The sequence below is a fragment of the Mesorhizobium sp. C432A genome, assembly GCF_030323145.1.
GTDB lineage: Bacteria > Pseudomonadota > Alphaproteobacteria > Rhizobiales > Rhizobiaceae > Mesorhizobium.
Genome location: NZ_CP100470.1, coordinates 3,768,318 through 3,789,320, shown reverse-complemented (window position 1 = coordinate 3,789,320; position 21,003 = coordinate 3,768,318). Strand labels below are relative to the sequence as shown.

Below are 21,003 nucleotides of genomic sequence, written 5' to 3'. Positions count from 1 at the left end.
CCGTCTTCTGGGATCCTCAGCGATATTCGAAGATCGAGCGGAAAATGCCCGGCGCGATTACCGATAGCGGGTTGATGTCCAGCACCGGCTTGTTGGCGTTGCCCTTAAGCCGGTAGGTGACGCCGATCAGCCCGCGGTCGCGGCCATTGCCGAGCAGCGCGCCGACCAGCGGCAACTCGCCGAAGATGCGGTTGAGGCCATAGGCCGGCATGAAGGTTCCGGTCATGTCCATATTGTTGTTCTGGTCGTAGAGCGTGCCTTGGAAGGTGGTGCCGATGCGCGGGCCGCGCAGCACGCCATTCGCCAATTTCAAATAGCCCGACCCCTTGTCGATCTCGGTAAAGCCGCGCTCGAACTTTACCCGCGAAGTGTCGATCTTGCCCTTGACCGCTTCGTTCAGGCTGCGGCTGTCGCCGGTTGGCGTGGTCGAGACGATCGAGGCGAGCTTCGGTTCATTGACGATGAAGAAGTTGCTCGAATCGACCTGTCCACGCATCGGGCCGTCGGCTGCGCCGCTGAGCGCCAGCGTGATCGATCCGCCTTCCATATGCTCGTAGATGTTGAGGAAGCGCAATATGGCGCCTGCGTCGGCCGACTTCATGGTGAGCGCGCGAGCACCATTGCCTGCCGTATTGCTGATGGTGATGGCGGCGCCGGAACTTGCCGCGGCGCTGACCTTGAGCCTGTTCACCCTGGAGCCGGCGGCACTGTAGTCGAGCTTCAAATTGGACAGGACCTCGTCATGGAACCCGCTTAGCGAATTGACGTCGGCGCTAACCGAAACCGCGTCCGTGCCGGTGGTTTTGGTGGCGGTATCGACATCGGAGGTGAACTGCTTGATCAGCGAGCGGGCATCGAGCGCGTTGCCGCTGACATCGACTGCGAAGCCCTTGCCCGACCGCTTCACCGTCACGGCGACATCGTCGCCCCGGTTCAAGGCGACTTTGCTGAAGCGGGCCGACGACAGCGCGCCCTTGACCAGGACGACATTGCCTTCGACCGAAAAGCTCTTTCCGTCGAGGTCGAAGTCGGACAGCGTCGTGGTATCGCCGGACTTGGTCATGGTAAAAGTGGCATTGGCGGCAATGCCCGGCCCCTTGCTCCAGCCTGCCCAGGGAATGTCCAGCCTGGCGCTCGTCAGGTCGACGTCGACGTTCTGGCTGCCGCCTTCGCCGCTCTTGTCGATTGCCACCTTGATGGTGCCGGAAATCAGCGGCGACAGGCCAGGCATGGCCATGGCGCGCGTCTTTTCGTCGAGCACAAGCGCCACCTTGCGGCTGCGCGGCGGCCCGTCATCCCTGAGCGGCTCGACCAGATCGAGCTCGGCTGGAATGCCGTTCAGCCGCGCCTTGGCAGAGATCACCGCCTTGTCGGGCCCGACTTCGATCGAGCCGTCGGCATCGGTCACCATCTGGCCTTCGAACGGCTTGGCGAGCGACAGGTCCTTGTAGTCGAGCGATACCAGCCAATCGAGCTTCGACGTGTCGACGCCGGATTGCAACGGAATGTCGGCCTTGACGTGGCCGGTCACCGTGCCCGACAGGTCGTCCGGCAAGATGCCGACATGGCGCATGGCGTTGATCGGTTCGTAGGAGGCAAGTTCGGCGATGGCCGGCGCCTCGCCGGCGACGTCGATGTCGAGCGCGCCAATCACCGGCGGGTGGTTTGCCGCCTTTACCGACAGTGTGCCATTGCTTGCCGCCACGGTGCGGCCGCTCGGCATATAGACGCTGCCGGAGGACAGCGCGACGTCGACATCGTTGCCGTGGAAGGAAACGACGCCGACGGCATCGCGTATCGGCGGGATGCGGCCGGCGGTGTCGAAGCGCGAGCCCTCGACCTGGAAGCGGCCGAACACCTCGTCGGCCGAAAGCGGCACGCCGTTGCCGAGACGCCCCGGCACGACCTGGAACTGCAGGCTGGCATCGACGACGCGGCCGCCAAACAGGTTCTGCAGCACCCACAGCCGCGCGTTCTTGGCCGAGAACCAGGGCCACAATTGCTTGACGTGCGAGACCGCCATGTCGTGGACGTTGAGCGACACCGAGATACCCGGCGGTCCGTTGTCGATGAAGGAAACCGCAGCGGTTCCCAGCACTTCGCTCCCCGATCCCGACCTGATGCCGATCTGGTCGGCGACAAGCTTGCGGCTCTTGATCTGATAGACGCCGGCGATGCGGGCGAAGAAATTCAGCGCCGGCTCGGGCGATTCCGAAGGCGCCAGCGTCGAGCCGTCGCTGGTCAGGTCGTAACGATAGGAAGGCTCCTCGCCGGCCGCGCCGGTCGACGGCTTTGGCCCGATCGAGCCGGCGAAATTGAACGCCGAGCGCCCGGTCTTTAGAACCAGCCTGCCGACATCGATCTTGTTGGAGCCGGAGACAAGGGCGGCGTCGACATCGACATCGGCCGGCAACAGCCCGCGTGTGCCGAGGTCGAGCACCGAGCCGGTTAGCGACAGCGAGCCCGTCAGCCGCGAATCGGTCTCGCCCGAGCCTTCGGATCCCGTGAGCTTCAAAGCCATCGCGCCGGTTCGCCCGCCGGCCGCCGGCGTTGTCTCCGCGACATCCGCCATGTCGATGGCGGCGTTCAAGGCGGTAACGCGCATCGAGCTCGTATCGCGGGTGGCGGTGGCCGTGACGGTGAGCGCGCGGCCATCGACATCCGCCTCGGACGAGAACTCCATGCTGCCGGGGCCTGACTGCAGCACCGTGGCGTTGGCGATCGTGACCAGCTTGACCGATCCGGCCTCGGGCAGCTCGAACGCGACATTTTTGAGATCGATGCGGCGCATCGAATCCTCGCGCACGGCATCGAGTGCACGATTGACGTCACTGAAGACGACGGCGGCCAGTTTTTCCGGATCGATGAGACCGTCTTGATTGCGCAGGCGCGCTATCCAGTCACCACCCGACGGCATTGCCGCGGTGACGATATGGGCGTCGGAAATCCTGGCGCTGGTCAGCCGAACCTCGCCCGAAAGCAGCGGGACCAGCCGGATGCCGAAGCGGACGCGCCCGGCATCGGCCATCGGCTTGCCGTCGGCCGTCTCGACGCTGACATCCTTGACCTGCAGCGCAATGAAGCTCGATCCGTCAAGTGTCAGGCTGGCAGGACCGACGGCGACTTTGACGTCGAAACCGGCCAGTTTCTCGATCGCCGTTTCGGCTTCCAACCGCAGCCGTTCGCTGCCGATGCCGGTGGCGCCGATGACGTAGACGGCGGCCGCCGCCAGCAGCACAAGGGCTCCAATGCCGGCAAACAGCCGGGCAAGGATGCGAAAGCCGCGGCCGATCCGTGCCTTGCCGAGCGGCGGCACGCGGCAAGCGGACGGGAAAGCCCCCAGGTCGGTGATCTCGTCACGCCTGAACCGGATTTTCTCGTGCTGCGGTTCTTCCTGATCCACGCAATTTTCCGTTGTGCGAATTCGATCGTGGACGAATCCCCGCCCGACACTATAACGACGCAGGCTAGAGCATGATGCCGAAAAGTGTGAGGCGGTTTTCTCGGACAAACGGTTTCCGTTTGTCCAGACATCATGCTCTATCTCTTTGATTTAGGGCCGCGTAACCTCAAACAAGGGCATCGATATGGCTGATCTCGACGTTGGCGACGTTGCGCCGCAATTCGATCTTCCGCGCGACGGCGGCGGCTCGATCAGCCTTGCCTCGATGCGGGGGAAGCCCGTTGTACTTTATTTCTATCCGCAGGACGACACCACAAGTTGTACCAATGAGGCGATCAGCTTTTCGCAGCTGAAGCCGGAGTTCGAAAAGGCCGGCGCCGTGGTGATCGGCCTGTCGCCGGACAGCGTGAAGAAGCACGACAAGTTCAAAACCAAATACGATCTCACCGTCGACCTGGTTGCCGACGAGGAGCGCAAGGTGATCGAGGCTTACAATCTGTGGGTCGAAAAGACGATGTATGGCCGCAACTATATGGGCGTCGAGCGGGCGACGTTCCTGATCGGCAAGGACGGGCGGATCGCCGGGATCTGGCGCAAGGTCCGGGTGAAAGGCCATGCCGAAGCAGTGCTGGAGGCGGTCCGCGCGCTCTGAGGCGCCACCGATCTGGCCAACGCCGCGCAGTGCATTAGGGGCATAAGACATATATGCGGTTGGCTGACACCGTTGGTCACTAGAGCGCCCGCGACGGCAAAACTTTGTTAACCCTAATAATGTGTAATCGGGCTTCGTTGGTGTCGTAACGAAAGCTTGGTCCCGTGAACCTAACCGGTCAGTCAGCGGTCTTCGGCAGGCGCAAGGAGCCGCATACGGTCATCATTGCGCGGGGCAATGAAATACGGCATTTCACCATCCGGCCGTGGCTCGTCGCCTTTCTCGGCTCGGCACTGGCGGCGATCGCCATCGGCTATCTCTTGGCGACCTCCTATCTCGTACTGCGCGACGATCTGATCGGCGCCACCACGGCCCGGCAGGCGCGCATGCAGCAGGCCTATGAAGATCGCATTTCCGCATTGCGCGCGCAGGTCGACCGCATCACCAGCCGCCAGCTTCTCGACCAAAAACTGATGGAAACCAAGGTCAGCGAATTGATCGAGCGGCAGAGCCAGCTCAGCCAGCGCCATGGCCGCCTCGGCCCGATTCTCGAGCGGGCCGAAACGAAGTCGGGACGCTGCCAACCGCTGATGCTGCAGCGACAACAAAACCCGACGAACATGCCGAACTGACTGGCGGCGAGCCACTCGCCTATTCGGTCGCCAGCCTTGGTTCGGGCGACACCAGGCCATTCTCGCTGTGGTCGACACGTTCCGATCCGCTGCCCAGCGAAACGGCTGCGGACCGTGCCGACAAATGTTCGTCTCGATCAATGATTCACTGAAGGCTATCGAAAGCCAGCAACTCACCCGCATCGAAACCCTGGCCGACAACGCCTACAAGAACGCCGATGCCATCACCCAGGCGCTGGAAGCGGCCGGTCTGCCGGTCGACAGTGATTTCGGCAAAAACGAAAGCGATGTCGGCGGACCGCTGATCCCGCTTGACAGCTCGATGATGTTCGACAGCAAGGTCAAGGAACTGGACGAGGCGCTGGATACGCTCGACCAGTTGAAGAAAGAGGCGCGGCGGCTGCCGCTCGCCAACCCGGCGCCGGGCCACTCCGTCACCAGCCCGTTCGGCGTGCGCACTGACCCCATCCTCGGCACCGCTGCCCTGCACTCGGGCATGGATTTCCGCGCGCCGGTCGGCATGGCAGCCAAGGTCACGGCGGCCGGAATCGTTACCAAGGCCGGCTGGAACGGCGGCTATGGCCGCATGGTCGAGGTCGATCACGGCAACGGCTTTGCCACGCGCTACGGCCATCTGAGCGAGATCGACGTTGCCGTCGGCCAAAAACTCGCAGCCGGCGACATCATTGGCAAAACCGGCAGCAGCGGCCGTTCGACCGGCCCGCACCTGCACTACGAAGTCCGCCACAATGGCGAGGCCATCGACCCGCTGCGCTTCCTGACCGTCGGCAAGAAGGTCGAGCAGTATCTGTAGGGTCAAGCCAGGCTGGTTGCTGCCCAACTTCGCCGCGCCCTGCCCGCTGGTTCCGCGATCCAGGGTCGCACCAAGCGCGGACCCGTGCCGACAAAACTGTCCCTGGGCTGAGGCAGATGCACGGCCACTGCGAAGCCCATCGAGCCATGGGCGTCATGGCCGCAGGCATGCATCACCTTATCGCCACATTGCGATTGACGGCCTCGCGGAGCCGACGATATCGACGGCCAGGCCGTAGCGGGCGACGTCGCGGATGTCTGATATCCCGTGCCCGGCCAGCATCGGCCTGAGATAAGCTCCCGTCCCAATCTTTCGGTTCGATAATTCGGGATGGCGGTGCAGATGACGGCGGATCTCGACCATCCGATCGAGAATTCCGGCATCGATGCGGGGGCGCGGCACCGCCCGGTGCTGCCGACCGGTCAGGATTTGACATGGATGTCTCGCGGGAATTTGGTCAGCGTCTCATGGCCGGTCTCGGTCACCAGAATGGTCTCGCTGATCTCGATGCCCCAGCCATCCATCCACATGCCAAGAATGGAGTGCAGGACGTTGCCGGGTTGCAGCGCGGTCTTGTCGCCGGGCCGCAGGCTGATCGTGTGCTCGCCCCAATCCGGGGGATAAGCGACGCCGATGGAGTAGCCGATGCGCGATTCCTTCTTCAGCCCGTAGCGCTGGATAACCTTGCGCCATGCGGCCTCGACCGCTTCGGCTGTGGTCCCCGGCCTGACCGCGTCGAGCACCGCATCCATGCCTTCGATCACCGCCTTTGCGGTGTCGGCGACACGGGCCGGCGTCTTGCCGAGCTGCATCGTTCGGGCGAGGCCTGCGGCATAGCGGCGGCAGACACCGGCAAGTTCGAGCGCAATCGTTTCGTCCTTGCCGAAGCGCCGATCGCTCCACATGATGTGCGGAGCCGATGCATTCTCGCCGCCGAGGATGGTCGGCGGCAGTGCCGTGATGTCGCCGGCGAAGTCTGGACTGCCGGCAATCTGCGCCGCCTGGATCGCGGCAATCGCATCGCATTCGCGCACGCCTGGCGCGATGACTTCGAAGGCCCGCGAAACCGCCGATTCGGCAAGTGTCGACGCCTTGCGCAGATAAGCAATTTCGGGCGCGGATTTGACGGCGCGGATCCAGTTCACCAGCAGATCGGCGTCGTGCCATTTCGCATTGGGCAGGCCGGCGACGAGCCGGGCATGCGCCTTCGGCGAGAAATAATAGGCTTCGAGCTCGATGCCGATATGTCTCGCGCCCCAGCCCTTGGCGACGATGCAGGCCGCTATCCAGTCCATCGGATGGCGATCGGCGCGCTGCACGTGGTCCTCGGGGAAGCCGACCACATTCTCCGGCTTCATCCAGGCCGTCAGCAAGCCGCCTGCCGCATCCATGGCGCGGCCGATCCAGACCGGCTCGGCCTCGTTTTCGATCGGGACAAGCACGATCTGCGGCGTGTAGAACGACCAGCCGTCATAGCCGGTGATGTAATGCTGGTTGGCGACATCGTTGACGACCAGCAGTTCGAGCCCACGCGCCGCCATCTCGGCGCGGATCTTCTGGAGCCGCCGCTGGTACTCATCGCGCGCAAAAGGCAATTCGATCATCGGTTTTCCTGCTGGATTGTTGGCCGGCGAGCCCCACGCCCGCCTGACGTCATTCACCATTGCGGTGGTTTCAGCCCGGCTGCAATCAGCCAGCGCGACGAATGGGACAGGTCCTGCACCGCGCCCGGGAACCGTCGCGAATTATTTTTGAATTCCATTTGACTGAATAAATTGCCTGTGCAAGTCTTGGCCTTCCTAAGGGGCGCGGACATGGCACTACGGGGGACCAATCAGGAGTTCGGGCGGCCTTACAACCGGCGCATCGTCCTGGAGTCCATCCGCCTTCACGGTCCCATAGCTCGCGGCGACATTGCCAGCCGGGTCGGCCTCACCGTCCAGACCGTATCGACCATCGTTCGCGAACTCGAAGAGCATGGCTATGTGCTGTCGCTGCGCGAAGAGCCGCGCGGACGCGGGTTGCCGCCGGCGACGCTCAGGATCAACCCCGAGGGCGGCTACGCCGTCGGCGTCCACCTCACCCCGCTGGGGATCGACGCGGCGCTCATCAATCTCAGCGGCGATGTCATCGAGAGCATGCATCGCGAGGCGCCGCATGCGACGCCCGACCATGCCTTCGAGCTGATCGGCGCGATGGTGCCCGAGTTGACTGCGCTGCGGCCCGGCGGGCGCGTGCTCGGCATCGGCATGGCGCTGCCTGGACCGTTCGGCGTGGAGTCGATGAGCTTCGTCGGCCCGACGACCATGGCCGGCTGGAAGGATGTCGCGCTGCCGGAACGGCTGGCGGCGTCGACCGGGCTGCCGGCCTTCTTCGAAACCGACATGGCGGCGGCGGCCATGGGCGAACGGCTTTACGGTCTCGGCTCCGGTTATTCCGAATACTACTACCTCTATTTCGGCGTCGGCCTCGGCGGCGTCATCGTGCATGACGGCGCGGTGATGCGCGGCGCCTGGGGCAATGCCGGCGAAATCGGACACATCCCTGCCGTTCCCGGCGGCGAGCCTTGCCCATGCGGCAACAGCGGCTGCCTCGAACGGTATCTCTCGCTCGAAGCACGTCGCCGCCGCAACATCAGCGACGCCGCCTGGGTGGCCGAGATCGCGCCGATCTTCCGCAACGCCATCGTCACCATCGAGAATGTGTTCGACCCGGAAACCGTCATCCTCGGCGGGCTTGCGCCCACCGACCTGCTCGAAAAGCTGGTCGGCGCGGCGGGACAGCTTCCCAATTCGGTCTCGGCGCGGCGCGACCGCAAGACACCGCGCGTGACGGTGGCGACCGGCGGCAAGCATTCGGTGCTGCGCGGCGCTGCCGCATTGGCCGTTTCGGGCGTGCTGTCGCCGCGCTTCGGCCAGATGTTCATTGCCGAGCGCGAGCGCCGGTCCGACCTCATGCACAGCAAGGGAGTGGCGGCATGACCGAACCGCTGCTGGTACTCGAAAACGTCACCAAGAATTACGGCGCCATCCATGCGCTGAGGGGCATCAGCTTCTCGATCGGCAAGGGCGAAGTCGTGGCGCTGCTCGGTGACAACGGCGCCGGCAAGTCGACGCTGGTCAAGATCATTGCCGGCGGCCTCGAGCCGAGCTCCGGCCGCATGCTGTTCGAGGGCAAGGAGTTTCTGGCGAAGACGCCGGCCGAGGCCAAGGCTGCCGGCATCGAGACCGTCTACCAGGACCTGTCGCTCTGCACCAATGTCGACGTCGTCGCCAATTTCTTCATGGGCCGCGAAATCACCCGCAAGGTTCTCGGTATCCCCATCCTCGACGAGCGCGCCATGGAGGCCGTCGTCGGCAAGGCGCTGGCCAGTGCCGGCACCCGCATCCCGTCGCTGCGCACCAATGTCGAGCATCTCTCGGGCGGCCAACGCCAGGCCATCGAGCTCAACCGCTTCGTCCATTGGGGCGGCAAGCTGGTGCTGCTTGACGAGCCGTTCGCGGCCCTCGGCGTCGAGCAGACGCGGCGCGGTCTCGAGATGATCCGCCAGGTGGCCAACCAGGGCATCGGCGTCGTCATCATCACCCACATCATGCAACAGGCCTTCCAGGTCGCCGACCGGATCGTGGTGATCCGGCAAGGCGTCGTGGCCGGCGATGTCGCACGCAACAAAACAAGTCCCGATGCGGTGATCAACATGATCACCGGTGAGACGCTTGCCGGTGCCGGACCGGCTGGTTGAGGGACAAAAGAGGGGTCCGGTATAAAAGAGGAGCGAACGACATGAAGCGAATACTGGTTCTTGTCTTCGGTATCCTGGCACTGGCTCTTGCCTCGCTCACGCCGGCAATGTCCCAGACCAAGGGAACCGTCTATTATATGGTCCCGACCCTGCTCGATGAATTCCAGACCGGCTCGGTGAGCGCGCTGGAGCTGTTCCTCAAGCAGGTCGGCTATGAGGTGAAAACACTCAACGCCGACAACAAGACCGACGCGCAGCAATCGCAGATGAACGACGTCATTGCGCTGAAGCCGGCGGCGATCATCCTGGCCGCCGTCGATTTCAACGCGCTGAAGCCGTCCATCGAAGCGGCGCGTGCAGCCGGCATCCCGGTGGTCGAGTTCGACCGCCAGATCACCTCGACCCCGTCCGATTTCACCTCGGTGGCGGGCACGGTCGAGATCGGCTACGTCGCCGCCGAGCAGGCGCAAAAGCTTCTGACCGCCAAGAACGGTTCTGTGAAGGGCAAGATCCTGCAGGTGCTCGGCGATCCCGGCGATCCCTACACGCTCGACATCCAGAAGGGTTTCGAGGAGAAGTTGAAGGCGTTTCCTGACGTCAAGATCATCTCGCTGCCGGCCATGCAATGGGAAGCCAGCAACGCCGGCACGATCGTTGCCGACCAGATGCTCGCCAACCCCGACATCGACCTGATCTTCAGCCATGCCGCGCACCTGTCGGTCGCAGCCGTCGCCTCGCTCGAGGCCGCCGGCAAGAAGCCGGGCGACGTCATGCTGATGAGCTCGAACGGCGCTCCGGTCGGTCTCGACCTGATCCGCAAGGGCTGGCTCAATGTCGAAGTCGAGCAGCCGCTCTACGCGCAGGCCGCGGCCGTGGCGATGTTCATGGACAAGATCGCCGGCAAGCAGGAAATCAAGCCTGGCGAGTATGACGTGCTCGGCTTGAAGTCGACCGTGACCAAGGAGAGCTGGGGCCCCAACATCAAGATCCCGGGCGCCGCCATCACCAAGGAAAACGTCGACAATCCGGCCTTCTGGGGCAACCAGAAGCCGCCGACGGACACGATCAAGTCTGTCGAATAGTCGCCTAGCGAAGCGCTCCGGGCCATTGCGGCCCGGAGCCTGCCCATTCACGACGCCGCGTCCCAGGACACCGTGGCGAACCTAAACCGCGCCTGAACCCGACGAAATCGAGTTGATTTCTCAGCCTGATTTTCTCGGGGGCGCCAACCGGATCAGCCCATGAACCCGCGCAGCCGCAAAGCCCTGGAGTTCGTCCTCGACAACCTCGTCTGGTTCATGCTGATCTTTGTGCTGGTTGTCTTTTCCGTCTTCGTCCCCAACTACTTCCAGCTCGGCATCTTCGCCAACATCATCGAGGCCTCGAGCGTTCTCGGCGTGATGTCGATCGGCCTGTCGCTGGTCATCATTGCCGGCCATATGGACCTGTCGGTGGAATCGGTGGCCGCACTCAGCGCCATGGCGGTCGGCATCCTGTTCTGCTCATCGGGCATCGGCATGGGCATACAGCTCAATCCGCAATGGCTGATGGTTCCGGTTTCGCTGCTGGTTGCGCTGGCCGTCGGCGGCCTCATCGGCGCCTTCAACGGCTATCTCGTGGTCAAGGTGAAGATGAGCGCCTTTATCATTACGCTGGCGTCCTACATCTGGGTGCGCGGCCTGGTGCTGGTGATTTCCGGCGGCCGCTCGGCACAGGATCTGGCGCCGGCCATCCGCTGGTTCGGCATCCAGCGAATGGCCGGCCTGCCGCTGACCGCCTGGATCGCCGTCGCCTGTTTCGTCCTGTTCTCGCTGCTCATGGCCAAGACGCCGTTCGGCCGCCACCTCGTAATGATCGGCGGCAATGAGACAGCGACCTTCCGCGCCGGCATCCGCGTCAACCGCAACCTGATCATCGCCTTCGTGCTGGCTGGCGCCATCGCCGGCCTCGCCGGCTGGCTGCTCGCCATCCGCACCTCGGGCGCCACCGCCAATCTCGGGACCGGGCTGTTGTTCAACGCCTTTGCCGCCGTCGTCATCGGCGGCGTCAGCCTGAAAGGCGGCGTCGGCACCTTGCCCGGGGTCTATGCCGGCGTGCTGCTGCTCTCCTCTATCAACACGGCGATCAATCTGATGGGCCTGCCGGCGAATTTCACCCAGGTGATCCACGGCCTTTTGGTGCTCGCCGCCGTGCTGCTCGACGCCTTCAAGCAAACCATTCGCCAAAGACTGGCATAGGAGACGGCTGGCATGACAGGACGGCTCGAAAGCAAGGTCGCGCTGATCGTCGGCAGCGCGCGCGGCATCGGCAAGGGCATCGCCCAGCGCTTTGCCGAAGAAGGCGCAAGGCTGGTCCTGGCCGACAGCGAGGCCGAAGCCGGCCAGGCGACCGCGGACGAGCTCGGCGCGGATTTCATTCGCACCGACATCTCGCAAATGGCCGATGCAGAAGCTGCGGTGGCGCTGGCGCTGAGCCGCCATGGCCGCCTCGACATCGTCGTGCAGAATGCCGGCATCTATCCCTGGCAGCTGATCGAAAACACCAGCCCGGACGACTGGGACCGGGTGATGGCGGTCAATCTGCGCGGCACGTTCAACGCCACGCTGGCGGCGCTGGCGCCGATGAAGGCGCAAGGTTACGGGCGCATGCTCTACACCTCGTCGATCACCGGTCCGCACGTCACCAGCCCCGGCCACGGCCACTATGCCGCCAGCAAGGCCGGCATCAACGGCTTCATCCGCTCGGCGGCGCTGGAATTTTCGGGCTACGGCATCACCGTCAACGGCGTCGAGCCCGGCAACATCCTGACCGAAGCGATCGAGCTGCATCGCGGCGCCGCCTACATCAAGAACATGGAGGATTCGATCCCGCTCGGACGCCTCGGCAGTCCGCGCGACGTCGCCAACGCCTTCCTGTTCCTCGCCTCCGACGATGCCAGCTACATCACCGGCACCACCATCGTCGTCGACGGCGGCCAGTTGCTGCCCGAAGGCAAGGATTTCCGGCTGCTGCCGCCGTGATCAGCCGGATTTCTTGTACAGCAGCAACTCAGGCCGGTACTCGAAGTGCATGGTGTCGTAGTGATACCAGCGCCCGCCCCAGATGAAGCCGTTTTTCTCGAACAATTCCACGATTTCCAGCGGAATCCGGTTCTTGAAGGGAATGTGGGCCTTCGGGTTGGTTTTGTTCCTGTTGTTGTACCAATAGTCGGAGAAGCCGACATTGATATCGAAGGCCGCTCCGAACGAGTGAACGCTCAACCGGTCGGTGCCGGCGATCGGCCGCCAGACAAAGCCGCCGCCGGGCTTGAGCCCGTAACGGCTCAGTTCCGCGGGCATCGCCTCAAGCGCAGCGGAGACCTTGCCCAGCCGGTCGTTGATGCCGAAAATCCTGGTGACCTGCACGGTCTTCTTGCCGAGCTTCGGCAACCATTTGACGTTGGCGATGTGCTTGCCCACCTCGGCGGCACTTGCCCCGTAGAGCTTCTCGAAGAAAGGTTCATTGCGGATACGGCCGGGATCGAAATCCTCCGCCGGGACCAGCGCGCCCTCGGCTGCTCTGGGATAGACGTAGCGAAACATGTCTTCGATGTCGGGGCTCTCAAGCAACGCGTCGGCGTCGCGCGCCTTGCCGTCGTTCCACACCATGGTGGTGCCGTCGGTCCAGGTCAGGACATTGCCCGAAATGGTGAAAAGGCCGGGATAGGCCTTGAGCAAGGCTGCCTTGGCGGCGGGCTGGTCGACGCCGTCGCCCACATTCCCCGCATAGGCGAAGCGCCCAATACCAGAGATTGCCAATGCGAACAGCAACCGCAGCATCAGGCGCCCTGGATGATCCATCATTGTCCTGCCTTCCCGGAGGGCTTTCGTTCATCGTGTATTTAACAAGGCTGCTGTACCATGCTGGTCGAATCGAACGGGAGACAAATCGTGTCAAAAACCTTCAATGCTTTGATCCGGATGACGTTTACATTCATCTGCCTGGTCGGCCTGGCCTCGTCCGTCTCTATTCTTTTTCCAGCCACCGCATCCGCCCAGCGGATGCAGCGATGCGCCGACGAAGGCGAAATCTGCCGCCTGCCCTACCCCTCGGAAGTGGTCTACGGCGCGCGCGGCCAGACCACCTCCCGCTTCTTCGATCGTCGTTCCGTGCCTTGCTCGAATCGCGTCTTCGGCGACCCGGCGCCCGGCCGCGACAAGGCCTGCTATATTGCGAGGCGCGATAGCAGTAATGATTATGGTGACAACGACGACGACAATTACGGCAATGATGACAATTACGGCGATAATGATTACGGCCAGGGCCGCGGCAGATGGGTGGCCTGCGCCTCGGAGGGGCGGTTCTGCGAGTTCCGTGGCCGCAAAGTGGTGAGATACGGGGCGCGTGGCCAGTACGTCCAGGGCGTATTCAGGAACGGCGTCACATGCAGCGTCGACGCCTTTGGCGAGGATCCCATCCGCCGCGTGAAGAAGAACTGCTACGTCAAGCGATAGACTAGCGCGCCAGGAAAGAACGGCGGGTGCGGCTCATTGCGGCCGCGCCCGGCATTCGGGATATGCGGGCCGGATATGGTGGGCGATGACGGGCTCGAACCGCCGACATCTTCGCTGAGAACGCTATCGTCAACTCGACCGCTGTGAACCCTTATCGCGGCACGGTGACACGGCACCTACGCCGATATCGAAGCCGTATGCGAACAACGTCGACAAGTACACGCTTGCCCGCATCTGCGAGCCGAAACAGGAAGAAGTGACGGAGCCGATCGTCTTTCTGTGCTCACCCAATGCGTGTCGCTCAAAAGCGGTTCCCCGGTTTTGAGAGAGCGACATTGCATAGACGCTCAAGATATTAAGCTTCCTGATGAACCTACCCGTGCAGGTGAACCCACCCTTCCAGAACACCCTGCCCTTCCGGATGAACCTGCTTTCCGGATACGCCAAGTTAATCCGGTAAAGGCATTGTTCGCCTGGCTTTGCGGGCGTGGGCCGAACTTGCTCTGCAGCTGCCATCCAGACGGAAGACATTTGTGTATATTCCGCTTTGGCGACGCGCCGTAATGGCCTCTTGTACTTAGTCCACCGTGCGACGCGAAGGGGGTAGTGTGCTGAGAGTTCTGCAAATTCGCTGAGAGAGGGCGGTCATGGCAGGCTGGTGATTGTTCACGTCACCTGATTCCCGCGAAGGAACGCCACCATGACCAAGACTGAAGTTAAGACCGCCAGCGCTGCCGTCAAAGACATTTTGCTTTCGAACCCGGATGGATTGCACGAAGTGCTCCGTGCGGTGATGCAGGAGGTGCTTGAGGCCGAGATGGACGAGGCGCTGGGTGCCTCGAAGAGCGAGCGCACGCCCGAACGGCTTGGCTATCGCTCGGGCTATTAAGGCCGCACCCTTGTGACGCGGGTCGGCAAGCTCGAGCTGCGGGTTCCGCAGGACCGGGCCGGGCGCTTCTCCACCGAGTTGTTCGAGCGCTACCAGCGTTCCGAGCGGGCCTTGGTGGCGACACTGGCGGAGATGTATGTGCAGGGCCTGTCGACCCGCAAGGTGAAGGCGTTCACGGAAGAACTGTGCGGCCATGCCTTCTCGGCCTCGTCGATCTCGGCCATCAACAAGCGGCTGGACGAGAGCCTCGCTGCCTTTGCCAGGCGCCCCCTTCAAGAGCCGTTTCCTTACCTCATCCTCGATGCGCGCTACGAGAAGGTGCGTGAAGCCGGTGTTGTCATGAGCCAGGCGGTGCTGATCGCGGTCGGTATCGACTGGGACGGGCGCCGGCAGATCCTGGCCGTGGAGATGCCCAATCGCGAGAGCCGCTCGGCCTGGAGGGACTTCCTCGTCGGCCTCAAAAAAAAATCCCTATGGTCGATGCGCCAACCCCAACGCTCGCCGAAGCCGCTGTCTTAGCCTGTGTTTAAATAAAGGGGAATCGCTTTCGGGTGTCAGCCGTTCCACGGCCCCTCATAATCGGCATAGAGCTTTGCCGGATCGGGTCGCGGCCGTTCCGGCGCCGGGCCCTGGTAGGAGCCGATATGGATAAAGCCGACGACGCGCTCCTGCGGCGCCAACCCCAGGATCGCCCTGCCCTCGGCCACATCGGAATACCAGTTGCTGATCATGTTGGTGCCATAGCCCAGCGCATTGGCTGCAATCATCAGGTTCAGCGCCGCCATGCCGCCGGACAGGAACATTTCCCATTGCGGGATTTTTGGATTGTCCTTCGGAACCGACACCACGCCGATCACCAGCGGCGCGCGGGAAAACCGCGCAAGCTCCTGGTTGCGGCGGTTTTCCGGCAGCGGCCCTTCGCGCTGTTCGGCGAGCGCCGCCAGCTTCCTGCCGATCTCGAATCGCGCCTCGCCGCGATAAAGGATGAAGCGCCACGGCTCCAGTCGGCCGTGATCGGGCACACGGCTTGCAGCCGCGATCATGGTCGCGATATCGCCATCGCTGGGCGCCGGTTCCTTCAATTCAGGAATCGGTGCGGAGTTTCGGGTCAGCAGGAAGTCGATGATCGGCGACGCCATGGGGGCCAGGTCTCCTAAAGCACTCGATTTTGAGCTGAAGCGCGCCATTGCGGATCGGGGCGGCTCGGGCATTGGCGCGGGCGCGCCGGACGAAAGAACCTGTTGCCAAGGCGGTCGGACTCTTAAGCCTTGAAATTGCCACCGCCTTGGGCTTCAACGCAAGGCATGTTTGAGGGGAGATCGCGCCTTTTCCTGATTTGGCTCGCCGTAGCGCTGTTTGCGCCGGCCTCGATGGCCATGGCGCAGAATGCCGACGGCATCGGCAATCTGAAACTCCCCGATATTTCGAGCTATGCACCGCCCAAGGGCGAGACGCCGCTGGCACTCGGTGGCGGCGGTGCCATAACGCTGTCGGCGCAGTTGACCGACAAGGGCGCCGACATCACGCGCGGCATCGTCTGGCGCGTCTTCAAGCCCGAGGCCGCCGGCGACGGCAAGCTGCCGATGGTGGCTTCCGCGCATGGCGGCAGCGCCGTGTTCCAGCTCGAACCCGGCAGCTATCTGGTCCACGCCTCATACGGACGCGCCGGCGCCACCAAGCGCATCACCGTCGGCAAGGACGCCAGGCGCGAAAGCCTGGTGCTCGATGCCGGCGGCCTCAAGCTCGACGCGGTGCTGTCGGGCGGCGCGCGTATTCCGCCGAAAAAACTGCGCTTCTCCATTTATGAGGGCACCGCCGAGGCCAATGGCGACCGCGCTTTGATCATTCCCGATGTCGAGCCGAACAGCGTCGTGCGGCTCAACGCCGGCGTTTATCATGTCGTCTCCACCTATGGCGCGGTCAATGCCGTTATTCGCTCCGACATCCGTGTCGAAGCCGGCAAGCTGACCGAAGCCACCGTCGAGCATCGCGCGGCGGAGGAGACCATGAAGCTGGTGCGCGAGACCGGCGGCGAGGCCATCGCCGATACATCCTGGTCGCTGCTCAACGAATCCGGCGATCCGATCAAGGAGGCCGTCGGCGCCTTCGCCTCGATGGTGCTGGCCGAAGGCCAATACACCATCATCGCCAAGAACCGCGACCGCATCTACCAGAAGGATTTCACCGTGGTCGCTGGGCAGAACCAGGAGATCGAGGTGCTGGCCACCGAAGCCTCGGCCATCGATCCCGAGGAAGGCGCCGACTGACCGGCGCGCCCATTGGCATCGGTTTGGCTCTCAGTTGAAGTGGTAGTTCAGGGCTACGTCAGGCAGCCTTGCGCAGGCGGCGCTGCAGGAAGTGGACCCGGCCGCGCGGCGCGTCGGGCGCCAGATCGAAGACGCCGCGATGAAGACGCTCAAGCAGCGCCTTGCGATCGCGCAGCGATTCCAGCTCGGCCCAGCTCAACAGGTTGCCGACGCGCACGTCGATCGCCTTGCCGGACAGCCGCGCGAATTCGAGGATGAGCATTGAAAGGCGCAACGTCAGTGACGCCTTGCCGACGAATTTCGCCAGCCTTCCTTCGCGCTCCCCCATGTTCATCGGGCCGCTGACCAGATGGAACAGCCGGCCGTTCTGCCCGGAAAAATGCATCGGCACCACCGACGCCTTGGCGTCCTGCACGAGGCGCGCCGGAAACATCTTCCACGGCAGGTCGCGCGCCCGGCCAAAGCCTTTCGGCGCGGTGGCGACGCCGCCGGCCGGAAATACCACGATGGTGACGCCCTCCCTGAGCAGCCGCACCGCCTCGTGGCGTACCGCCAAGTTGTTCTTCACCGCGTCCTTGGTCTCGGAAAAGTCGATCGGCAGCGAATACGGTTCCATCTCGCGGATCTTCAGCAGATCCTTGTGGATCATGACGCGGAACGGACGCCCGAGCTGCTCGACGAGCGACAGCACGGCAATGCCGTCGCCAATGCCGAACGGGTGGTTGGCTACGATCACCAGCGGCGTGTCCGGCAGCCCCGCCGGCGGCCACCGATCGGTGCTGCGCACCTTGACGTCGATCAGCTCCAGCATGCGGCTGAACACGCGCTCGCCGGTCGGCGCCACCTGGCGGCGCCAGAAATCATAGAGCGCGGCATACCGGTCGCGCCCCGACAGACCTTCAATGGAATGGATGAACCAGCGCGTCAGCGCCGGCTGGCTCGCATTGGCGTAGGAGAGTTCGGGAAACGGCCTTTCCCGTATCTTCAGCTTGAGCATGGGGGCTCGTTACAAGGTTGGCGTGACAGGCATGTGAAAATGGCGGTGGATCGCTCCACCGCCATTTCTCCGAAATATTGATTGCTCAGGCCGCGCTGCGCCTTCGGTCGGGCGAAACAGCCTCGTCGGAAAGCAGCTTCAGCGCGTCGGCCAGCTTGAGCGATTCCTGATCGCGCGAGCCGAGCCGGCGGATGTTGACCGTCTCCTCTTCCGCCTCGCGCTTGCCGCATACGAGGATCACAGGAACCTTGGCCAGCGAATGCTCACGCACCTTGTAGTTGATCTTCTCGTTGCGCAGATCCGGTTCGGCCAAAAGTCCTGCCGCCTTCAACTGTGCGACGACCTTTCGCGCATAGTCGTCAGCATCCGAGGTGATCGTCGCCACAACCACCTGCAGCGGCGCGAACCACAGCGGGAAATGACCGGAATAATGCTCGATCAGGATGCCGAGAAAGCGTTCCATCGAACCGCAGATGGCGCGATGCACCATCACCGGCTGCTTCTTTTCCGAATCCGAACCGATGTAGAAGGCGCCAAAGCGTTCCGGCAGATTGAAGTCGACCTGCGTGGTGCCGCACTGCCATTCGCGGCCGATGGCGTCCTTCAGCACATATTCGAATTTCGGCCCGTAGAAAGCGCCCTCGCCCGGATTGATCGAGGTCTTGATGCGGTTTCCCGAGCGCGTCCTGATTGTATCCAGCACGTTGCCCATGATCGCCTCGGCATGATCCCAGGCCTCGTCGGTGCCGACGCGCTTATCCGGCCGCGTCGACAGCTTCACGCTGACATCGTCGAAGCCGAAATCGGCGTAGGTCGACAGGATTAGATCGTTGATGCGCAGGCACTCCGCGGCCAGCTGTTCCTCGGTGCAGAAGATGTGCGCATCGTCCTGCGTGAAGCCGCGCACGCGCATCAGCCCGTGCAAGGCGCCGGACGGTTCGTAACGATGCACATTGCCGAATTCCGCAAGCTTTACGGGCAGATCGCGATAGGATTTCAACCCATGCTTGAATATCTGCACGTGGCCCGGACAATTCATCGGCTTCAGCGCGAACACGCGGTCGTCGTCGGTGTCGTCGCCGGCCACCGTCACCTTGAACATGGCATCGCGATACCAGCCCCAGTGGCCCGACGTCTCCCACAGGCTCTTGTCGAGAACCTGCGGTGCGTTGACCTCCTGGTAGCCCTGCTCGTCGAGGCGGCGGCGCATGTAGTTGACCAGATTCTGGAACATCTTCCAGCCCTTGGCGTGCCAGAAGACGACGCCCGGCCCCTCTTCCTGGAAATGGAACAGGTCCATCTCGCGGCCGAGTTTGCGGTGGTCGCGCTTCTCTGCCTCTTCCAGCATCGTCTGGTAGGCGTCGAGTTCAGCCTGCTCGGCCCAGGCCGTGCCGTAGATGCGGGTCAGCATGGGGTTGTTCGAATCGCCACGCCAATAGGCGCCGGCCACCTTCATCAGCTTGAAGGCGTTGCCGATCTGCCCGGTGGAGGCCATGTGTGGGCCGCGGCAGAGGTCGAACCAGTCACCCTGGGAATAGATCTTGAGATCCTGGTCTTCGGGAATGGCGTCGATCAGCTCGAGCTTGTAGCGCTCGCCCTTCTCGGCAAAGACCTTTTTCGCCTTGTCGCGCGACCAGACTTCCTTGGTGAACGGCTTGTTACGCGCAATGATCTCGCGCATCTTCTTTTCGATCACCGGGAAATCGTCAGGCGTGAACGGCTCGTTGCGGTCGAAGTCGTAATAGAATCCGTTCTCGATCACCGGCCCGATGGTCACTTGCGTTCCCGGCCACAGTTCCTGCACGGCCTCCGCCAGCACGTGTGCTGCATCATGACGGATGAGCTCCAGCGCGCGCGGATCGCTGCGGGTGATGATCTCGACCTTGCCGGACTTGCCAAGCGGGTCGGAAAGATCGCGAACGGTGCCGTCGATGGCATAGGCGACAGCCTTCTTGGCCAGCGACTTCGAGATCGATTCGGCGAGGCCCGCACCGGTCATCGCCGCGTCATAGTCGCGGACGGAGCCATCGGGAAATGTCAGGGAAACGGAATTCAGCATCGGGTATCTCCTATCCAGTCCCGCAAACGAGCGCGGGTGGTCGTGGTGTGAAGCCGGAGGCATCCGGCAGCGGGCGGGTTTTAGAGGCCACGCGGCATCAGGTAAAGAGCCCTCGTTGGCGCAGCTGTCAGGAAATGGCGCGACAGATGTCGCATGCCAGTCGCACAGGCTTGCGAATTTCCCCGACACGAGGTTGGAATCCCCGGCATGGAAGACGCAAAACCCAGCCGAACCGCCTTGGGCGTCGCGCGCATGCGGGCCCTCCACCAGTTCTCGCAGCAGGCGGCGCTGTTTCGCGACCCATATGCGAGTGCGATACTGGGCGATGCCGCACCGACGGTGCAGGAGCTCGAGCAGGAAGGTGAGCGCAGCCGGCGCATGCGCCTGTTCGTGGCAGCGCGCGCCCGCCTCGCCGAGGACTGGCTGGCTGCGGCGGTGCGCCGGGGCGTCCGGCAAGTGGTGGTGCTCGGCGCCGGCCTCGACACTTTCTCGCTGCGCAATCCGTACCCTGATGTCGCGGTGTTCGAAGTCGATCACCCGGCGACACAGGCCTGGAAACGGAAATGCATCGCCGATGCTGGTCTTGCTGAACCGCGGGCCACCATGTTCGTGCCGGTCAACTTCGAGCGCCAGCGCCCCGCGGATGAACTGGCATCGGCCGGTTTGCGGCAGACCGAGCCCAGTTTCTTCATCTGGCTGGGTGTCGTTCCGTATCTGAGCCAGGACGCAATCTTCAGCACCCTGTCCTGGATTGCCGGCATGCCCGGTTCGGAGGTCGTCTTCGACTATAGCGAGCCGGCCGAGAACCGCGATGCGGCTGGACAGGCTGCCCTCTCTTTCCATGCGGCGCGCGTCGCCGCTGCCGGAGAGCCCTGGATCAGCTTCTTCGTGCCCGCGGCACTGGCGCAATCGCTGCGCGAGCTCGGCTTCGATGAGATCGAAGATCTGGAAAGCAGCGACATCGCTGCCCGCTTCTCCAGGGCGCCAAAGGCGGAGACAAGGAATTCCGGCGGCCACATCCTTCGTGCCCGCCGGAGCACTTGAAGCTAAAGCAA

Annotated in this window: 15 protein-coding genes and 2 pseudogenes; 11 read left to right on the top strand and 6 right to left on the bottom strand. The window is 63.3% G+C overall.

Features of this window, described 5'->3' with window-relative positions; translation table 11 throughout:
* Positions 1 to 16: 16 nt before the first annotated feature.
* Positions 17 to 3,403, bottom strand: a complete 3,387-nt coding sequence (locus tag NLY33_RS18280; protein WP_023706428.1) for a YhdP family protein — start codon at positions 3,401 to 3,403, stop codon at positions 17 to 19.
* Between the two features lie 184 nt (positions 3,404 to 3,587).
* Here NLY33_RS18280 and NLY33_RS18275 point away from each other — a divergent pair, with 184 nt between their 5' ends.
* Positions 3,588 to 4,055 (top strand): peroxiredoxin, encoded by a 468-nt coding sequence (locus tag NLY33_RS18275; RefSeq protein WP_023706427.1) that lies wholly within the window; start codon positions 3,588 to 3,590, stop codon positions 4,053 to 4,055.
* 164 nt (positions 4,056 to 4,219) lie between these two features.
* A pseudogene (locus tag NLY33_RS18270) lies at positions 4,220 to 5,501 on the top strand (M23 family metallopeptidase).
* A 422-nt stretch (positions 5,502 to 5,923) separates the two neighbouring features.
* Here NLY33_RS18270 and NLY33_RS18265 read toward each other — a convergent pair.
* Complete coding sequence (locus NLY33_RS18265; protein ID WP_023706424.1) at positions 5,924 to 7,105, bottom strand: M24 family metallopeptidase; 1,182 nt, start codon at positions 7,103 to 7,105, stop codon at positions 5,924 to 5,926.
* 210 nt (positions 7,106 to 7,315) lie between these two features.
* Here NLY33_RS18265 and NLY33_RS18260 point away from each other — a divergent pair, with 210 nt between their 5' ends.
* From NLY33_RS18260 to NLY33_RS18240, 5 genes are all read left to right on the top strand, one after another.
* Entirely contained in the window at positions 7,316 to 8,482 is a 1,167-nt protein-coding gene (locus NLY33_RS18260; RefSeq protein ID WP_023697545.1) for an ROK family transcriptional regulator, read from the top strand.
* Positions 8,479 to 9,243: an ATP-binding cassette domain-containing protein gene (locus NLY33_RS18255; RefSeq protein ID WP_023706423.1), complete on the top strand. Its 765-nt coding sequence runs from the start codon at positions 8,479 to 8,481 to the stop codon at positions 9,241 to 9,243. The genes NLY33_RS18260 and NLY33_RS18255 overlap by 4 nt, the downstream gene beginning before the upstream one ends.
* Positions 9,244 to 9,284: 41 nt before the next feature.
* Positions 9,285 to 10,325 carry a sugar ABC transporter substrate-binding protein gene (locus NLY33_RS18250; protein WP_023684845.1) on the top strand — a complete coding sequence of 347 codons (1,041 nt, stop codon included), beginning with the start codon at positions 9,285 to 9,287 and terminating at the stop codon, positions 10,323 to 10,325.
* 159 nt (positions 10,326 to 10,484) lie between these two features.
* A complete protein-coding gene (locus tag NLY33_RS18245) occupies positions 10,485 to 11,480 on the top strand; it encodes an ABC transporter permease (RefSeq protein WP_023706422.1) in 996 nt (331 codons plus the stop codon).
* A 12-nt stretch (positions 11,481 to 11,492) separates the two neighbouring features.
* On the top strand, positions 11,493 to 12,263 hold the full coding sequence (locus NLY33_RS18240; protein ID WP_023706421.1) for an SDR family oxidoreductase: 771 nt from the start codon (positions 11,493 to 11,495) through the stop codon (positions 12,261 to 12,263).
* Here the strand turns inward: NLY33_RS18240 and NLY33_RS18235 are convergent, their stop codons facing one another.
* Positions 12,264 to 13,085 (bottom strand): M15 family metallopeptidase, encoded by an 822-nt coding sequence (locus NLY33_RS18235; protein WP_023750780.1) that lies wholly within the window; start codon positions 13,083 to 13,085, stop codon positions 12,264 to 12,266.
* A 57-nt stretch (positions 13,086 to 13,142) separates the two neighbouring features.
* Between NLY33_RS18235 and NLY33_RS18230 the strand changes: the two genes are divergently transcribed.
* Together NLY33_RS18230 and NLY33_RS18225 are read left to right on the top strand one after the other, a co-directional pair.
* On the top strand, positions 13,143 to 13,736 hold the full coding sequence (locus NLY33_RS18230; protein ID WP_023708653.1) for a hypothetical protein: 594 nt from the start codon (positions 13,143 to 13,145) through the stop codon (positions 13,734 to 13,736).
* A gap of 700 nt (positions 13,737 to 14,436) precedes the next feature.
* A pseudogene (locus NLY33_RS18225) lies at positions 14,437 to 15,099 on the top strand (IS256 family transposase); the annotation flags it as partial.
* An 80-nt stretch (positions 15,100 to 15,179) separates the two neighbouring features.
* Here NLY33_RS18225 and NLY33_RS18220 read toward each other — a convergent pair.
* Positions 15,180 to 15,764 carry a nitroreductase family protein gene (locus NLY33_RS18220; protein WP_023701213.1) on the bottom strand — a complete coding sequence of 195 codons (585 nt, stop codon included), beginning with the start codon at positions 15,762 to 15,764 and terminating at the stop codon, positions 15,180 to 15,182.
* Positions 15,765 to 15,929: 165 nt separating this feature from the next.
* Between NLY33_RS18220 and NLY33_RS18215 the strand changes: the two genes are divergently transcribed.
* Complete coding sequence (locus NLY33_RS18215) at positions 15,930 to 16,892, top strand: RgsD C-terminal domain-containing protein (protein ID WP_023707153.1); 963 nt, start codon at positions 15,930 to 15,932, stop codon at positions 16,890 to 16,892.
* Between the two features lie 58 nt (positions 16,893 to 16,950).
* Here the strand turns inward: NLY33_RS18215 and NLY33_RS18210 are convergent, their stop codons facing one another.
* Positions 16,951 to 17,889 carry a lysophospholipid acyltransferase family protein gene (locus NLY33_RS18210; protein WP_023707152.1) on the bottom strand — a complete coding sequence of 313 codons (939 nt, stop codon included), beginning with the start codon at positions 17,887 to 17,889 and terminating at the stop codon, positions 16,951 to 16,953.
* An 85-nt stretch (positions 17,890 to 17,974) separates the two neighbouring features.
* Positions 17,975 to 19,948: a threonine--tRNA ligase gene (gene thrS / locus NLY33_RS18205; protein WP_023708459.1), complete on the bottom strand. Its 1,974-nt coding sequence runs from the start codon at positions 19,946 to 19,948 to the stop codon at positions 17,975 to 17,977.
* A gap of 207 nt (positions 19,949 to 20,155) precedes the next feature.
* Here thrS and NLY33_RS18200 point away from each other — a divergent pair, with 207 nt between their 5' ends.
* Positions 20,156 to 20,992 carry an SAM-dependent methyltransferase gene (locus NLY33_RS18200; protein ID WP_023707151.1) on the top strand — a complete coding sequence of 279 codons (837 nt, stop codon included), beginning with the start codon at positions 20,156 to 20,158 and terminating at the stop codon, positions 20,990 to 20,992.
* Positions 20,993 to 21,003 lie beyond the last annotated feature (11 nt).

Coding starts and splice junctions, on each gene's coding strand:
- NLY33_RS18275 (WP_023706427.1), top strand. CDS start 3,588: ATGGCTGATCTCGACGTTGGCGACGTTGCGCCGCAATTCGATCTTCCG.
- NLY33_RS18265 (WP_023706424.1), bottom strand. CDS start 7,105: ATGATCGAATTGCCTTTTGCGCGCGATGAGTACCAGCGGCGGCTCCAG.
- NLY33_RS18260 (WP_023697545.1), top strand. CDS start 7,316: ATGGCACTACGGGGGACCAATCAGGAGTTCGGGCGGCCTTACAACCGG.
- NLY33_RS18255 (WP_023706423.1), top strand. CDS start 8,479: ATGACCGAACCGCTGCTGGTACTCGAAAACGTCACCAAGAATTACGGC.
- NLY33_RS18250 (WP_023684845.1), top strand. CDS start 9,285: ATGAAGCGAATACTGGTTCTTGTCTTCGGTATCCTGGCACTGGCTCTT.
- NLY33_RS18245 (WP_023706422.1), top strand. CDS start 10,485: ATGAACCCGCGCAGCCGCAAAGCCCTGGAGTTCGTCCTCGACAACCTC.
- NLY33_RS18240 (WP_023706421.1), top strand. CDS start 11,493: ATGACAGGACGGCTCGAAAGCAAGGTCGCGCTGATCGTCGGCAGCGCG.
- NLY33_RS18235 (WP_023750780.1), bottom strand. CDS start 13,085: ATGATGGATCATCCAGGGCGCCTGATGCTGCGGTTGCTGTTCGCATTG.
- NLY33_RS18230 (WP_023708653.1), top strand. CDS start 13,143: ATGCTGGTCGAATCGAACGGGAGACAAATCGTGTCAAAAACCTTCAAT.
- NLY33_RS18220 (WP_023701213.1), bottom strand. CDS start 15,764: ATGGCGTCGCCGATCATCGACTTCCTGCTGACCCGAAACTCCGCACCG.
- NLY33_RS18215 (WP_023707153.1), top strand. CDS start 15,930: ATGTTTGAGGGGAGATCGCGCCTTTTCCTGATTTGGCTCGCCGTAGCG.
- NLY33_RS18210 (WP_023707152.1), bottom strand. CDS start 17,889: ATGCTCAAGCTGAAGATACGGGAAAGGCCGTTTCCCGAACTCTCCTAC.
- thrS (WP_023708459.1), bottom strand. CDS start 19,948: ATGCTGAATTCCGTTTCCCTGACATTTCCCGATGGCTCCGTCCGCGAC.
- NLY33_RS18200 (WP_023707151.1), top strand. CDS start 20,156: ATGGAAGACGCAAAACCCAGCCGAACCGCCTTGGGCGTCGCGCGCATG.